A 13,486-nucleotide genomic window follows, 5' to 3' on the forward strand; every position below is an offset into this window, starting at 1 on the left:
CGCCGACGCGCGGTTCAGTGCTCTCCGGGACCGGCCTCCAGGTAGGCGGGAGTCCCGGACCTGCGGGCGCGGTCGGTCGCCGCGAGGCGGGCGAACTCGGCCGGGGTCATCTCCCGTTCCCACTCGTCCAGCGTGCGCAGGGCGTATTCGCTGTGCTCCTCGGGGTCGAGGACGACGGCGGCGATCTGCTCGTCCGTCAGTTCGCCGCCGTCGAAGACGAAACCGATGTGGTTGGCGGGCCAGTCGTCGCCCCGGTCGGTGGTGAAGTGGGTGCCGAGCAGCCGGGGTTCCCCGGTGAAGGAGATCCCGGTCTCCTCGCGGCACTCGCGCACCGCCGTCTCCCAGGGCGTCTCCCCCGGATCCATGTTGCCGCCGGGCCACTGCCACATCCCGGAGTAGTAGGTGGCGCGCAGCTGGAAGGGGCGGCCCCTGGTGTCGGTGAAGTAGAGGCAGGCGTAGGCCGTCGCTCTCGGGAGGGTCGCTACGTACTCGACGGGCGGCAGCCAGGTGTTCGCCATGGGGCGGTTCTCTCTCGACGGGCCGATGGGATCGCCTCCATCCAAGCGGCCCGGGGAGCTCGGCCGGGCCGCTCACCGGCGGATCACCGGATCGTGTGATCACCCCTTCCCCTCGGCTCCTCGGGGCGGATCAGGAGGTCAGAAGGTCAGGAGGTGGAGACCAGGCCCGTCTCGTACGCGATGATGACCAGGTGTACGCGGTCGCGGGCGTCCAGTTTGGCGAGCAGCCGGGTGACATAGGTCTTCGCGGTGGCCATGCTGATGTGCAGTTCGCCGGCGATCTCGGTGTTGGAGAGGCCGCGGCCGACGAGGGTGAGGACTTCGCGTTCCCGGTCGGTGATTCCCTCGGCACGGCGACGTGGCGCGGCGGGCGCGGGCCGGGGGCGGTCGGTGAACTCCTTGATGAGGCGCCGGGTGACAGCGGGGGCGATGAGGGCGTCACCGGAGGCGACGACGCGGACGGCGGCGAGGATGTCGTCCAGGGCCATGTCCTTGACGAGGAACCCGGACGCGCCCGCGTACAGCGCTCCGAACACGTGGTCGTCGTCGTCGAAGGTGGTGAGGACGACGACCCGCGCGTCCGTGGGGCCTTCGGTGATGAGCCGGGTGGCCTCGATGCCGTCGGTGCCGGGCATCCGCAGGTCCATGACGACGACGTGGGCGCCGGTCTCCTCGACGAGCCGGACGGCTTCGGCGCCGTCGGCGGCCTCGCCGGTCACCACGAGGTCGGCGGTCTCGGCGATGACCATGCTCAGGGCGGTCCGCACGAGGGGCTGGTCGTCGGCGAGGACGATGCGGACGGGCCGCTCGGGGGCCGCGCTGGTGCTGCTGCTCATGCGGGGGTGACTCCTGCGGGGAGGGGGAGGCGGGCGGTGACGCGGAACCCGCCGTCCGGGCGGGGTCCGGCGGTGAAGTCCCCGTGCAGCAGGCCGACGCGCTCCCGCATGCCGGGAAGGCCGTAGCCGGAGCCCCCGCCGGACCGTTCGCGCTCCCGGCCGGGGGTGGGGCCCAGGTCCTCGACGGCGAGGGCGAGGGCCTCCGGGTCGCGGTGGTCGACGGTGACCGTGCAGCGGTCGGCGCCGGAGTGCCGTACGACGTTGGTGACGGACTCCTGTATGAGCCGGAAGGCGGAGAGGTCGATGTCCGGGGGCAGCGGCCGGGGAGCACCGATCCAGCGGACGGCGACCCGGACCCCGGCGGCGGCGGTCGTCTCGGCGAGCCGGTCGAGGGCGGCAAGGCCCGGCATCTCGGGAAGCCCCGGCACCTTCGGGAGGGCGGTCGGGCCGGAATGCGGGGAGGTATCGGGGTGCGGTGACGTCTCGGCGGATGGGGACGTCTCGGGGTGCGGCGGCGTCTCGGCGGATGGGGACGTCTCGGAGTGCGGAGAGACCTCTGAAAGCGAGGGCGCCCCTGAGTTCACGGAGGCGGTGCCGAAGCCGATGGAGCCGCGGTGGTCGTGTTTCGTGGCCCCACCCTCCTCCTCGTCGGCGGTGCGCAGGACGCCGAGCATGCGCCGCAGCCCGGCCAGGGTTTCGCGGCTGGCGGTCTCGATGGCGGCGAGGGCTTCGCGGGCCTGGTCGGGGCGGTTGTCGATGACCCGGCGCGCGGCGCCGGCCTGGAGGGCGACAATACCGATGCTGTGGGCGACGGTGTCGTGCATCTCGCGGGCGATCCGCAGCCGTTCGGCGGTGACGGCCTGCTCGGCGATCCTGAGCCGGGTCTGCTCGGCGTGCTCGCGGGTCTGCCGCTGTGCACGGCCGAGGAGCCAGGCGACCGCGGCGGTGAGGCCCACGGCGAGGGCGGTGGTGGTGCCGACGCTCCAGCCGCACGCGAGGCGGACGGCGAGGTAGCCGGCGACGGTGCCGAGGCCGAGGAACACCGCGCGGTCGGACTCGTGGTGGGGTCGGGTCACGGCGATCGTGTAGAGGGCCACGTCCACCGCGAGGTACTGGGCGAGGGGTATGGCGGTGACGCCGAGGGGCAGGGAGCCGATGACGGCCGCGCCGAGCAGATGGTGCAGGGCGGCGCCCGGGCGGCGGGCCAGGAGGACGCTGCCGCGCAGGGCGAGCAGGGTGGCGAGGGCCAGCATGGTGAGGCCGTCCCAGCGGAGGATCACCACACCCGCGAGGACCTCCGCCTTCTCCTGCCCGGGGAGCCGGACCCGGAGCAGGGCGGTGAAGAGGAGGCCCGCGAGCCAGGCGAGAGCGGTCCACCCGCCGGGGGTGATCTTCCTGAGAAACGGTGCTGCCGGTGCGGCTGACATGCGGATGATCGTAGGGCGAAGGGAGCCGACGGGACATCAACCCGTGGTTGTAAGACCGGGGATGACAGGCGGTGACACCGATTGTCGGCCCTGGTCCGATGCCCGCCGGGGGGCCGGGGCGGCACGGTGGTGCACATGATCGAAGTCATGGAACTCACCAAGCGCTACGGCGCCACGACCGCTGTCGACGGGCTGACGTTCACCGTGCGGCCGGGCCGGGTCACCGGCTTCCTCGGGCCGAACGGGGCGGGCAAGAGCACCACGCTGCGAACGGCCCTGGGCCTGCACGCACCGACGAGCGGGTCCGTCACGGTCGACGGCCGGCCGTTCCGGGACCGGCCGCGCGGCCTGCGGCACGTCGGCGCACTCCTGGACACGACGGACGTGCACGGCGGCCGGACCGGCCGGGCGCATCTGAGGATGCTCGCACGCGGCAACCGCGTCCCGTTCGCGAGGGTCGACGAGGTCCTGGAGGAGGTCGGGCTCGCGGGGGCCGCGAAACGGCGGGTGGGCGGCTATTCGCTGGGCATGCGGCAGCGGCTCGGCATCGCTGGCGCGCTCCTCGGCGATCCACCCGTGCTGCTCTTCGACGAGCCGCTCAACGGCCTCGATCCCGCGGGGGTGAAGTGGGTGCGGGGGCTGTTCCGGCGGCTGGCCGCCGAGGGGCGCACCGTCTTCGTCTCCAGCCATCTGATGAGCGAGATGGAGCACACCGCCGACGAGCTGGTGGTCGTCGGGAAGGGCAGGCTGATCGCGGCGGAGAGCCTGGCGGACTTCGCGGCGCGCGGTACCGGGGAGAGCGTGACCGTCGGCACGCCCGACCGGGCGGCCCTCAGGACCCTGCTGCTCGCGGAGGGGGCGGAGGTCCGGGAGGAGTCGGGTCTGCTGACCGTCACGGGACTGCCGGCCGCCCGGATCGGCGCGATAGCCATGGAGCACCGGATGCCGCTCGACCGGCTGGTCCCCCGTGCCGCCTCTCTGGAGGAAGCCTTCATGGAACTGACCGCGGACAGTGTCGAGTACATGGCGGGAGACGCCCGATGACCTCCTACGACATTTCCACGGGCACCACGAGTGGGGTGTGCTCCGTGACGGAGCCTCGTGCGCGCTTCCGTGACCTGGTGGGGTCGGAGTGGCTGAAGCTGTGGTCACTGCGATCGACGGCCTGGTCGTTGCTGCTGGGCGCGCTGGTCGTGGTCGGCTTCAACCTCGGGACCGCCTGGGACCACTACCGCTACTGGTTCCAGTACGACGCGGCGGGCCGGGCCGAGTTCGTGGCGAACGAGTTGGCGCTGTGGGACGCGTTCACGGGGAACGCGTCCATGGTCCTGGTCCTCTGTGCCGCCGCGACGGGGGCGGTGGCGGTGGCGGGCGAGTACGGCACGGGGCTCGTCCGCACGACATTCGCGGCGGTGCCGGCGCGCGGCGCGCTGATGGCTGCGAAACTGCTGGTCATAGCCGGTGTTCAGAGCGTGTTCGGGGCGGTCGCCGCGGGGCTTTCGTTCTGGTCGACGCAGGCGGTGCTCGCGGAGCGGGGCGTCGGACTGCCCCTCACGCACCCCGGGGCGCTGCGGATCGTCGTGGCGTCCGCGCTGCTCGCACCGGTCTGCGCGCTGGCCGGGGCGGCGCTCGGCGCGGTGCTGCGGCAGAGCGCGCTCTCGGTCGTCGGCTCGGTGGTGCTGCTCCTGCTGGTGCCGTCGGTCCTCGGCGACGAGCGCCGTCTCTCGGCGGTGTTCGCCCATGCGACGCCGCTCCACGCGTGGCAGCGGCTGGTGGCCGTGGGGACCCACGGGGAGCCGTACCCGTGGACGACGGGGGGTGCCTGGCTGGTGTACGCGTCGTGGGCGCTGGGCGCGGTGGCGGTCTCGGTGGCGGCGGTGCGGCGGAAAGACCTGTGAGGGCCGTGCCCGCTCCGGCGGACCGGGGCGGGCACGGACACGGGGGTCAGCCGCCGTTCGGCCGGAAGCGGCGCAGGCGGCGGCGGACGAGGTGCTCGTGGACGAGGCGGCCGACGAGGGCGCCTCCGTAGACGACGAAGCCGACGCCGACGAGCCAGGACTGGAGGACGAGGACGGTGCCGAACTGGCCGTACGTCACCGCGTTCGAGGCGATGAGGGGGGAGAAGACGAGCTGGGAGAAGATCCGCAGTCCGAGGAGGCCGAGTGCGGTGAGGGCGGCTCCGGGGAGGAGGGCGCGCCAGCGGATGCGTCCGCAGAGCAGGAAGCGCTGGGACCACCAGAAGAAGAGGAAGGTGCCGAGGAGGTCGCCGAGGGCGACGGCGGCGGTGGTAAGGGTCGGCGCGTTCTCGGGGGCGGGGAAGGCGACGAAGACGAGGAGGGCCCCGACGAGGACGGCGAGCCAGACCACGTGTCGCCACATGGTGTGCCAGCGGGCCGTGGGGAGGTCCCAGACCCGCTCGTATCCGGTCTGCACGGCGGACCCGAAGGTGACGCCGAAGGCGGCGAGGGCGGTGAGGCCGAAGGCGGTGGTGCGCTGCAGGGCCTGTCCCGGCTGGCCGAAGAGCCGCTCGACCTCCTCCTGGGAGACCTCGGTGACGCCGAGGCCCTGGACGAGCCAGCGGGCGAAGCCCTGTCCTCTGGCGAGGTCGGCCGCTGCGACGACGATGAGGAGGGGGACGAGGGTGAGGAGGCTGAGCGCCGCGAAGCCCATGGCGCGGTGCATGAGTTCCATGGCGCGGCCGCGGTTCCACGCGAGGCCGACGGAGGAGGCGGCGACGCGGTCGTGGACCCGTCGGAACCAGTGGCCGTGTTCGGTGGGGGCACCGTCGTGCGGCGGACCGGGTGTGGAGGGCATGCCTCGTGAGGTACCCGGCCCGGCGGCGCGGCATCGCGGAATGCCGCCGAACGGGTGGGTCCGGTGTCCGGAGGAGCGGGGCCGGGCACCGGGGCTCCGGGAGGGCGGGAGCTCGGGAGGTGGACGCCGGGAACGGGGCCCAGGAGCCGGAGGGCGGGCGCCGAGCGGGGTTCAGGCGCGGAGGGGGCGGGCGCCGGGGCCGGGGCGGACGGTGACGTCGCGGACGGAGAGGGGGGCCCGTTCCTCCCCCTCGCACTGGACGACCACTCGGACGGGGGCTCCGCAGTCGGTGTGGCGGACGTCGAGGACGGGGCCCTCGGGGGTCCCCGCGTGGGTGTCGCCCCACTGCTTGAGCGCGAGGAGGACGGGCCAGAGGTCGATGCCCTTGGAGGTGAGCCGGTACTCGTACCGGGTGCGGGCGCCGGGTTCGCGGTAGGGCTCGGCCCGCAGGATCTCCGCCGCGACGAGCTTGCGGAGGCGGTCGGCGAGGACGGCCTCGGAGAGTCCGAGGTGCCGGCGGAACTCGTCGTACCGGCGTACGCCGTTGAACGCGTCCCGCAGGATCAGCAGGGTCCACTTCTCGCCGACCAGGTCCAGGGTGCGCCGGACCGAGCAGTTCTCCGTGTCCGTCTCCAGCCACTTCATCGTCACACTCTAGCCGCCTGACTGTGTCGTTGACAGTCAGCTTTCACGAGGGCTAGCTTCGGCATGAAGAGTCAGCTGGTCGAGTCGGACGGAGCATGGTCATGGGGCGAACGCGCACGGTCGAGTGGGAGGACCCCGCGGCCTCCGCGCGGGCCGCGGGAACGATGGCGGGGCTCGACTTCCTGCGGGAGATCGCCGCGGGGCGGCTGCCCGGGCCGCCGATCGCCGCGCTCCTCGGCTTCGACCTCGAAGAGGTCGGGGACGGGCGGGTGGTGTTCTCCTTCGAGCCGGCCGAGGAGCACTACAACCCGATCGGGAGCGTGCACGGCGGCGTGTACGCGACGCTGCTGGACTCGGCGACCGGGTGCGCGGTGCACTCCACGCTCCCCCTGGGCACGGCGTACACCTCGCTCGACCTGTCGACCCGTTTCCTCCGTCCGGTCACGGCCGCCACCGGCAAGGTCCGAGCGGTCGGCACGGTGCTGACCCGGGGACGCCGCACGGCGCTCGCGGAGGCGGGGCTGTACGACGCGGAGGACCGGCTGCTCGGTCACGCGACCAGCACGTGCATGCTGTTCCCGGTCCCGGCGTAGCCTTCCGCGTCACACGGGCGCCAGGCGGTCCGGCGGACCGGGGCTCAGCGGATGCCGGTGACCGGGCGGGTGCGGGTGCAGCCGTCCGGGACGGCGTCGGGGACGCCGCTGGCCTGGAGGGCCGCGCTCACCAGGGTGGCCAGCAGGTCGATGTCGGAGCCCATGTCCAGACGGACCGTCACCCAGCCGGATCCGGCGCGCAGACGGACCGCGCTCGACCCGAGGAGGGCCGGGCGCAGCTTGGCGATCATGGCGCGGGTGAGGTGGACGTCGGCCTCGTGTTCACCGTGGAAGTGCACGATCTCCTGCGTCGCGGTGCCCAGTCCGACCTCGGCGCCGCAGTGGGCACGGCCGGGGGTCAGCGAGGGCCAGCTCATCAGACGTTCACTGGCATGCCTGGCCGTGTTCATACGAGGAGCGTGCCGGGCGCCGGGGCCGCGCACAAGCGTCCTGCGGAAAGAATCCGGCCGACGCGCAAAACAGGCCATCGGGAGGGCCCGCGCGGCCGTGCCGCACGGCGGCGCGTGGGAAGGAAGTGACCCTGTGTCACGGTGCGGCCGGCCCCGTCGGTCGCGGAGCCGCCGCAGGTGACGGGGCCGGCCTTCGGGCCCTCCCGGTTGTACGGCGGGCAGGTCCGCGAACTAGCGTGGCGCCCATGGAACTCTTGGGAGAGATCACGGGCGACCGCCCCCTGCTGGTACTGGCCGTCAAGGAAGAGGCGCAGTTCCTCGACACGGGGCTGCCGGTGCTGCTCACCGGCATGGGCAAGGTGAACGCCGCGACCGCGCTGGCGACCGTGCTCGGCCGGGGGCCCCGGCCGTCCGGGATCGTGAACCTGGGAACGGCCGGGGCGCTGCGGCCCGGCCTGACCGGGACGCACGTCGTCGGCACCGTGGTGCAGCACGACTTCGACGGGCGGCTGCTCGCCATGCTGACGGGCGAGTCGTACGGGGCGCCGCTGACCCTGCCGGACGGCGGTGACGTGGTCCTGGCCACCGGCGACACCTTCATCTCGGACGAGATCGCCCGTGCCCGGCTCGCGGAGCAGGCGGCGCTCGTCGACATGGAAGGGTACGCCCTCGCGCACGTCGCCGCGGTCACCGGGGTGCCGCTGCGCCTCGTGAAGCACGTCAGCGACGAGGCCGGCGAGGGTGCCGCGCGCACCTGGCGGGAATCGGTCGCCGGGTGCGCGCGGGTGCTGGCCGACTGGGCGGCGGCGAACGTCCCGTACCGCCCCTGAGGGTTCCGGCCCCGGTCAGGGGTTCTGGAAGTGCGCCTCCGGGTCGGCCGCGGTCGGACCGTCCAGGACCGGTCGCGGAAGTCCGCGCAGGTGCCGGTCGAAGAAGGCGGAGACGTACGTCCGGGTGAGGGCGACGGCCCGGTCGGCGGGCAGCTCCGGCTCGGGCAGGCCGAAGTGACGTGAGATCACGGGACCGTCCGAGAAGGAGAAGTGGTCGGATCCGGCCAGCGTGATCCAGCGCTTCCAGCCGTCGAGCGCGGACCACGTCCGGTCCCAGCTGGTGTCGGTCCCGCCGGGCAGGTGCGTCTCGTCGTGGGTGCCGAGCATCATGAACGGGCGGCCCCGCAGGCCCTCCGCCGGAAGCTCCTCCCAGAAGGCGCCGTCCATGTTGATCCCGGCGTCGATGCGGCGGTCGGCCGCCATCGCGGTGGCCGCGCTCGCCCCTCCGATGGAGTGGCCCGCCATGCCGATCCGGCGCGCGTCGATCACGTCGGCGTACCGCCAGACGGATCGGGGGCCGACGAGCCGGTCCAGGACGTACCGCATGTCGGCGGCGCGGGTGGAGGTGACCACGCTCCCGTGCACCCCGCCCTCGTCGAGGGCCTCGCAGGCGACGCAGGTGAGGGTGCGGCCGCCGGGGAGGCTGATCCCGAACGACTCGTAGGCGTGGTCGACGGAGGCGACGACGTAGCCGCGCGAGGCGAGGTCCTCGGCGAGCGCGGTGAGCGTCCAGCGGGAGACGCTGAAGCCCGGCGAGAGCAGCACCAGGGGGCGGCGGCCCGGAGCGGGCCGGACGTCGGTCCTGCTGTGGGTGCGCGTCCGGGCGAGCACGTCGCCGGAGACGCCGGGTCCGAGCTGCTCGGCGAGCAGCCGCGCCTCCTCCCGGGTGGCGTACGGGGCGGGGCTGCCGCCGCCGGAGCGCGCGGCCGGGTAGTGGAGCGTGACCATGAGCGCCCGCCCGTCGGCGGTGGGCACCCAGGGGTCGGTGCGGGACCGGTCGACCAGTGGCAGGACCGTACTGCCCACGGCGTGCGGCCCGGTGGGCGCGGGAAGGACGGCGGGCCGCGCCGGCTGCGTGACCGCCGTGCGGGCGCCGGGGGCGGGGCCGTCGGGAGCGGCCGCGGTGGCGACCCCTGCCGTTAAGGCGAGGGAACAGGTGAGGACGGTGGCCGCTACGGCCCTGGTGAGTCGAGTCATGCCGGCACGGTAGGCGCCCCGAACGGTCCCGCGCGTCCGCCCGTGGGCTCACTTTCGATCAACCTCGGGTCTGAGGCGGGATCCGGCCCGTCGCCCACGCGTACCCGTGCCGTCGCCCACGAGCACCCGTGCCGACGTCCCGGACCCCGGTGTCCGGCTCCCCTCGACTCCCCTCCCCCGCGGCCGCCCTGACGTACCGGTAGGCCGGGGGCTCCGTGCGGCGAGACGACCTTGACAGTGCGGAAGGCCGCCTGCCTATGGTGAGGAGTCCCCGCCCGCGTCCGGGCGGGTCCGGGACCCGGGGGGAGGCGCACGTGCTCACAGCGACTGCGGCGCCGTACGCCCCGGTCCGGGCGGGTGCCCGGCTCGTCTGCCGTCGGCACGTCGACTTCTGCCGTACCGCCTCGGCCATCTGTCCTTCCCTGCGCGCCTGATCCCGCCCCGCGGGTCCGCGCGTCCCGTGCCCGTCCGGCGCGGGACGGCGCGGCGATCCCCCGCGCCGGGCCCGGGTCCGCGCTTCTCGTGACGTCCCGTCGCCCGGTCCCGCGCAGCCGTGCCCCGCACCGCTGCCGCGCCGCCGCGCGCCCTCGCCGTTCGGAAGGACTCCCATGCCCCGCCCCGCCCTGCACCTGGCCGTCGAGATCGACGGCGACGGTGCCCATCCCGCCGCGTGGCGCCGTGCCGCGCACGCCCCCGGAGAGCTGCTGAGCCCGCGCCGTCTCGCCCGGGTCGCGGCCGCCGCCGAGAACGCCGGGTTCACCCTGGTCACCCTGGAGGACTCGATCCTGCCGCCCGGTTCCGCCGACGGCACCGGCCCGGTGGGCCGGATCGGCGCGGTGGAACGGGCCGCGTTCGTGGCCGCGTCGACGAGCGTCCTCGGCATCGCCCCCGTCCTCGCGACCACGTACGCCGAGCCGTTCCACGTGTCCTCGCAGATCGCCTCGCTCGACCACGTCTCGACCGGCCGGGCCGGCTGGGTGGTGGGGACCGAGGAGGACCCGGCCGCCGCGCGCGCCTGGGGACGGGCGGTCGTCGAGGGCGCCGACGCGATCGCCCGCGAGGCCCGCGACGGGCTCCGGGTCGTACGGGACCTGTGGGACTCGTGGGAGGACGACGCGGTGATCCGGTCGGTGGCCACCAGCCGCTACCTGGACCGGACGCGGCTGCACTACGTGGACTTCGAGGGCGAGACGTACTCGGTGAAGGGGCCGTCGATCGTGCCGCGCCCGCCGCAGGGCCGGCCCGTGGTCCTGGCTCCCGCCGGCCTCGTCCCGGCGGAGCTGACCGACGTGGCCCTGGTCGGCGGGTCGACTCCGGCCGAGGTCGGCGCGGCGGGCGCGGCCGCCGGTGCGCCGCTCGCCCTCGCCGAGGTCGAAGTGGCGCTCGACACCCCGCGCGAGACGGCACGGGAGCGGATCGCCGACCTGGAGCGGTACGCGCCGTGGGAGGAGCGTCCCGACCGGCTGCGGTACACCGGTCCGGCCGCCGGTCTGGTGGAGCTGCTCACGGAGCTCGGCGGGCACGTCGACGGGGTGCGGCTGCGGCCGCTCGTCCTCGACGAGGACCTCGCCGTGCTCTCCCGGCTCGTCCTGCCCGAGTTGTTCGTGCGGCGGCTCGCGGCCCGGCCGCTGCCGGGCACCACCCTCCGCACCTCCCTGGGCCTGCCCCGGCCCTTCAGCCGCTTCACGACCGCCGGCGCCGCCGCGTCCGTCCCGGAGGAGACCCGATGACCCGCACCGATCCGAACGACGTCCCGCGCCCGGACGCGCGGCTGCACTTCGGGGTGTTCTTCCAGGGGGTCAACCACTGGACGATCTGGTCGGACCCGTCCAGCGGCTCCCAGATCGACCCGGCCACCTTCCTGCGGGTGACCAGGACCGCCGAACGCGGCCTCTTCGACGCCTTCTTCCTCGGCGACGGCCTGCGGCTGCGCGAGTCGGGGGGAGGCGTCCACGAGCTGGACGTGGCGGGCCGGCCCGACTCGATCACCCAGCTGTCGGCGCTCGCCGCCGCGACCGAGCGGATCGGCCTCGTCTCCACCTCCAACACCACCTACAACGAGCCGGGCGACCTCGCCCGGCGGCTCGCCGGCCTCGACCTGCTCTCCGGCGGCCGGGCCGGCTGGAACGTGGTGACCACGCACAACGCCTGGACCGGCGAGAACTTCCGGCGCGGCGGGTTCCTCGACCACGCCGACCGCTACCGGCGCGCCGAGGAGTTCCTGTCCGTCGCGCGCGCCGTGTGGAACGGCTGGGCGCAGGACGCGGTGGCGGACTCCGCCGAGGCCCGCTCCTGGTCGGTGCCGGGGGCGGTGGGGCGCGTACGGACGGAGGGCGCCCAGTTCGACCTCGACCTGGCGCCGACGCTGCCGCGCAGCGCCCAGGGACATCCCGTGATCTTCCAGGCGGGCGACTCGGCGGACGGCCGGGACTTCGCGGCCCGCCACGTGGACGTCGTCTTCTCCGCGCACGGCACGGACTTCGACGACGCGCTCGCCTTCGCCGAGGACATCCGGGGCCGGCTGCGGGCGGCGGGCCGGGCCGAGGACGCGCTGCGGATCCTGCCGGGCACGGAGATCGTGATCGGGGCGACCGAGAAGGAGGCGGAGGAGAAGGCCCGCTGGGTGCGCCTGGAACAGGTCACGCCCGCGGTGGCGCTCGGCATCGCGAGCCGGCTCTGGGGCTTCGACCTGTCCGGCCGCGACGCCGACGGGCCGCTGCCCGCCGAGGATCCGGTGGTCGCCAAGGACCAGGGGAAGTTCGGGACGCGCTGGGTGGACGACCCCCGGGCGGTGGTGGCCGAGTGGCGGGCGAAGGCCGACGCCAACGGCTGGTCGCTGCGCGAGACGGTCATCGAGCTGGGTCCGCAGCGCGGGCACGTGGGGACTCCCGCCGGGCTCGCCGAGAAGTTCGCGCGGTTCGTCCGGCACGGGGCCCTGGACGGTTTCAACGTGTCGCCGTACCTCGTGCCGGACGGCCTCGACGACATCGTGGAGCTGCTCGTGCCGGAGCTCCAGGAGCGGGGCGTGTACCGGACGGCGTACACGGGGACGACGCTCCGGGAGCACCTGGGACTCGCCCCGGTGGTGTGACCCCGGCGGTCTCAGGGGGCGTCGGGCGGGCGGACCACCAGGAGGGCGGCCACGTCGTCGTCGGGACCTCCGTCGCCGTAGGCGGCGAGGTCGCGGTGGAGCAGTTCCAGGAGGCCGTCGGAGGGCTCCCGGCCCCAGCCGCGCAGGCGTGCCTCCAGCGGGTAGAAGGCGCCCGCCCGGTCGCGGGTCTCGCTGACGCCGTCGGTGTAGAGGAGCAGCCGGTCCCCCGGGCCGAAGGGGACCTCCTCGATCCGGCGGTGGCTGTCGGCGAGGCCCGCGAGGTTGACGGGGAGCGAGGGGTCGGCGAAGCGCACCGGCTCGGCCCCGGTCCCGTGCTGGAGGAGCGGGGCCGGGTGGCCGCAGCTGAGGAGCCGTGCGACGTCCCGGTCGTCGGGGAGTTCCACGAGGACGACGGTGGCGAAGCGTTCGGCGGCGTCGGAGTCCGGGTCCCAGGCGCCGTAGCGGGCGAGGCCCTCGTCGAGCCGGTCCGCGAGGACGGCCAGGTCCTCGGCGTCGTGGACGGCCGCGCGGAACGCGCCGAGCAGGACGGAGGCGGTCTCGACGGCGCCGAGCCCCTTGCCCTGGACGTCGCCGAGCATGACGCGCACGGCTCCGGGGACCTTGACGGCCTCGTAGAAGTCGCCGCCGATCCGGGCCTTGGCGGCGGCCGCCACGTACAGCAGGTGGAGTTCGAACCGGCCGAGGCGCCGGGGCAGGGGGCGCAGCACGACCCGCTGGACGACCTCGGCGACGGCGGTGAGTTCGCGCAGATCGCGCTCGTAGCGGGTGCGGACCCTGCTGATCCAGGCCGCTGCGGCGGTCACGACGGCGATGACGGTCTCGCTGGCGAGGAGTTCGGGCAGGGGATCCCCGCCCCGGTTGAAGCTGAGCAGCACGCGGACCGCCATGGTGAGCAGCCCGATGCCGAGGGTCCCGCGCACGCTCCAGGTGACGGCGGCGAGCGCGGGCGCGGCGACGAGGAGGCGGTCGAAGCGCTCCTGGTCGGGGGTGAGCACATCGGCGAGGGCCGTCAGGAGCAGGACCAGGAAGGGCAGGGCGCGACCGATGTGGAGTTGGGTGCGCGTCGCCGTGCCTGGGCTGCTGCGGGGACCGGCTGCGGGCATT

14 protein-coding genes are annotated in these 13,486 nt (G+C 74.4%); 6 read left to right on the forward strand and 8 right to left on the reverse strand.

Features of this window, described 5'->3' with window-relative positions:
* Positions 1-14 precede the first annotated feature (14 nt).
* The 3 genes from ADL08_RS06380 to ADL08_RS06390 form a co-directional block, all read right to left on the reverse strand.
* Positions 15-518 carry an NUDIX domain-containing protein gene (locus ADL08_RS06380; RefSeq protein ID WP_053641069.1) on the reverse strand — a complete coding sequence of 168 codons (504 nt, stop codon included), beginning with the start codon at positions 516-518 and terminating at the stop codon, positions 15-17.
* Between the two features lie 146 nt (positions 519-664).
* Entirely contained in the window at positions 665-1,354 is a 690-nt protein-coding gene (locus ADL08_RS06385) for a response regulator (RefSeq protein WP_053641070.1), read from the reverse strand.
* Entirely contained in the window at positions 1,351-2,781 is a 1,431-nt protein-coding gene (locus ADL08_RS06390; RefSeq protein ID WP_053641071.1) for a histidine kinase, read from the reverse strand. The genes ADL08_RS06385 and ADL08_RS06390 overlap by 4 nt, the downstream gene beginning before the upstream one ends.
* 135 nt (positions 2,782-2,916) lie before the next feature.
* Between ADL08_RS06390 and ADL08_RS06395 the strand changes: the two genes are divergently transcribed.
* Positions 2,917-3,825, forward strand: coding sequence for an ABC transporter ATP-binding protein (locus tag ADL08_RS06395; protein WP_053641072.1), 909 nt, complete (start codon positions 2,917-2,919; stop codon positions 3,823-3,825).
* Between the two features lie 44 nt (positions 3,826-3,869).
* Positions 3,870-4,679 (forward strand): ABC transporter permease subunit, encoded by an 810-nt coding sequence (locus tag ADL08_RS06400; protein ID WP_234352023.1) that lies wholly within the window; start codon positions 3,870-3,872, stop codon positions 4,677-4,679.
* A gap of 46 nt (positions 4,680-4,725) precedes the next feature.
* Here ADL08_RS06400 and ADL08_RS06405 read toward each other — a convergent pair whose 3' ends face one another.
* The gene (locus ADL08_RS06405; RefSeq protein ID WP_053641074.1) at positions 4,726-5,595 is read right to left on the reverse strand and encodes a YhjD/YihY/BrkB family envelope integrity protein; all 870 of its coding nucleotides are present in this window, start codon (positions 5,593-5,595) and stop codon (positions 4,726-4,728) included.
* 171 nt (positions 5,596-5,766) lie between these two features.
* Complete coding sequence (locus tag ADL08_RS06410; protein ID WP_053641075.1) at positions 5,767-6,240, reverse strand: winged helix-turn-helix transcriptional regulator; 474 nt, start codon at positions 6,238-6,240, stop codon at positions 5,767-5,769.
* Positions 6,241-6,341: 101 nt separating this feature from the next.
* Between ADL08_RS06410 and ADL08_RS06415 the strand changes: the two genes are divergently transcribed.
* The gene (locus tag ADL08_RS06415; protein ID WP_053641076.1) at positions 6,342-6,833 is read left to right on the forward strand and encodes a PaaI family thioesterase; all 492 of its coding nucleotides are present in this window, start codon (positions 6,342-6,344) and stop codon (positions 6,831-6,833) included.
* Between the two features lie 44 nt (positions 6,834-6,877).
* On the opposite strand, the gene ADL08_RS06420 is transcribed toward ADL08_RS06415, so the two are convergent.
* The gene (locus ADL08_RS06420; protein ID WP_234352024.1) at positions 6,878-7,243 is read right to left on the reverse strand and encodes a luciferase family protein; all 366 of its coding nucleotides are present in this window, start codon (positions 7,241-7,243) and stop codon (positions 6,878-6,880) included.
* Positions 7,244-7,488: 245 nt separating this feature from the next.
* On the opposite strand from ADL08_RS06420, the gene ADL08_RS06425 reads away from it, so the two are divergent.
* Entirely contained in the window at positions 7,489-8,073 is a 585-nt protein-coding gene (locus ADL08_RS06425; RefSeq protein WP_234352025.1) for a nucleosidase, read from the forward strand.
* A gap of 15 nt (positions 8,074-8,088) precedes the next feature.
* Here the strand turns inward: ADL08_RS06425 and ADL08_RS06430 are convergent, their stop codons facing one another.
* Complete coding sequence (locus tag ADL08_RS06430) at positions 8,089-9,270, reverse strand: alpha/beta hydrolase family protein (RefSeq protein ID WP_053641079.1); 1,182 nt, start codon at positions 9,268-9,270, stop codon at positions 8,089-8,091.
* A gap of 608 nt (positions 9,271-9,878) precedes the next feature.
* Between ADL08_RS06430 and ADL08_RS06435 the strand changes: the two genes are divergently transcribed.
* Together ADL08_RS06435 and ADL08_RS06440 are read left to right on the forward strand one after the other, a co-directional pair.
* A complete protein-coding gene (locus tag ADL08_RS06435; protein WP_053641080.1) occupies positions 9,879-11,000 on the forward strand; it encodes an LLM class flavin-dependent oxidoreductase in 1,122 nt (373 codons plus the stop codon).
* Positions 10,997-12,361 carry an NtaA/DmoA family FMN-dependent monooxygenase gene (locus ADL08_RS06440; protein WP_053641081.1) on the forward strand — a complete coding sequence of 455 codons (1,365 nt, stop codon included), beginning with the start codon at positions 10,997-10,999 and terminating at the stop codon, positions 12,359-12,361. Before ADL08_RS06435 ends, ADL08_RS06440 begins: the two co-directional genes overlap by 4 nt.
* An 11-nt stretch (positions 12,362-12,372) precedes the next feature.
* Here ADL08_RS06440 and ADL08_RS06445 read toward each other — a convergent pair whose 3' ends face one another.
* Positions 12,373-13,485 (reverse strand): PP2C family protein-serine/threonine phosphatase, encoded by a 1,113-nt coding sequence (locus ADL08_RS06445; protein WP_053641082.1) that lies wholly within the window; start codon positions 13,483-13,485, stop codon positions 12,373-12,375.
* Between the last annotated feature and the right edge of the window lies 1 nt (position 13,486).

Origin of the sequence: Streptomyces sp. NRRL F-6492 (assembly GCF_001280125.1) — a bacterium.
Lineage (GTDB): Bacteria > Actinomycetota > Actinomycetes > Streptomycetales > Streptomycetaceae > Streptomyces.

Excerpts from the sequence above, each read along its gene's own strand:
- ADL08_RS06380 (WP_053641069.1), bottom strand. The coding sequence starts at position 518 with ATGGCGAACACCTGGCTGCCGCCCGTCGAGTACGTAGCGACCCTCCCG.
- ADL08_RS06385 (WP_053641070.1), bottom strand. The coding sequence starts at position 1,354 with ATGAGCAGCAGCACCAGCGCGGCCCCCGAGCGGCCCGTCCGCATCGTC.
- ADL08_RS06390 (WP_053641071.1), bottom strand. The coding sequence starts at position 2,781 with ATGTCAGCCGCACCGGCAGCACCGTTTCTCAGGAAGATCACCCCCGGC.
- ADL08_RS06395 (WP_053641072.1), top strand. The coding sequence starts at position 2,917 with ATGATCGAAGTCATGGAACTCACCAAGCGCTACGGCGCCACGACCGCT.
- ADL08_RS06405 (WP_053641074.1), bottom strand. The coding sequence starts at position 5,595 with ATGCCCTCCACACCCGGTCCGCCGCACGACGGTGCCCCCACCGAACAC.
- ADL08_RS06410 (WP_053641075.1), bottom strand. The coding sequence starts at position 6,240 with ATGAAGTGGCTGGAGACGGACACGGAGAACTGCTCGGTCCGGCGCACC.
- ADL08_RS06415 (WP_053641076.1), top strand. The coding sequence starts at position 6,342 with ATGGGGCGAACGCGCACGGTCGAGTGGGAGGACCCCGCGGCCTCCGCG.
- ADL08_RS06420 (WP_234352024.1), bottom strand. The coding sequence starts at position 7,243 with ATGAACACGGCCAGGCATGCCAGTGAACGTCTGATGAGCTGGCCCTCG.
- ADL08_RS06425 (WP_234352025.1), top strand. The coding sequence starts at position 7,489 with ATGGAACTCTTGGGAGAGATCACGGGCGACCGCCCCCTGCTGGTACTG.
- ADL08_RS06430 (WP_053641079.1), bottom strand. The coding sequence starts at position 9,270 with ATGACTCGACTCACCAGGGCCGTAGCGGCCACCGTCCTCACCTGTTCC.
- ADL08_RS06435 (WP_053641080.1), top strand. The coding sequence starts at position 9,879 with ATGCCCCGCCCCGCCCTGCACCTGGCCGTCGAGATCGACGGCGACGGT.
- ADL08_RS06440 (WP_053641081.1), top strand. The coding sequence starts at position 10,997 with ATGACCCGCACCGATCCGAACGACGTCCCGCGCCCGGACGCGCGGCTG.
- ADL08_RS06445 (WP_053641082.1), bottom strand. The coding sequence starts at position 13,485 with ATGCCCGCAGCCGGTCCCCGCAGCAGCCCAGGCACGGCGACGCGCACC.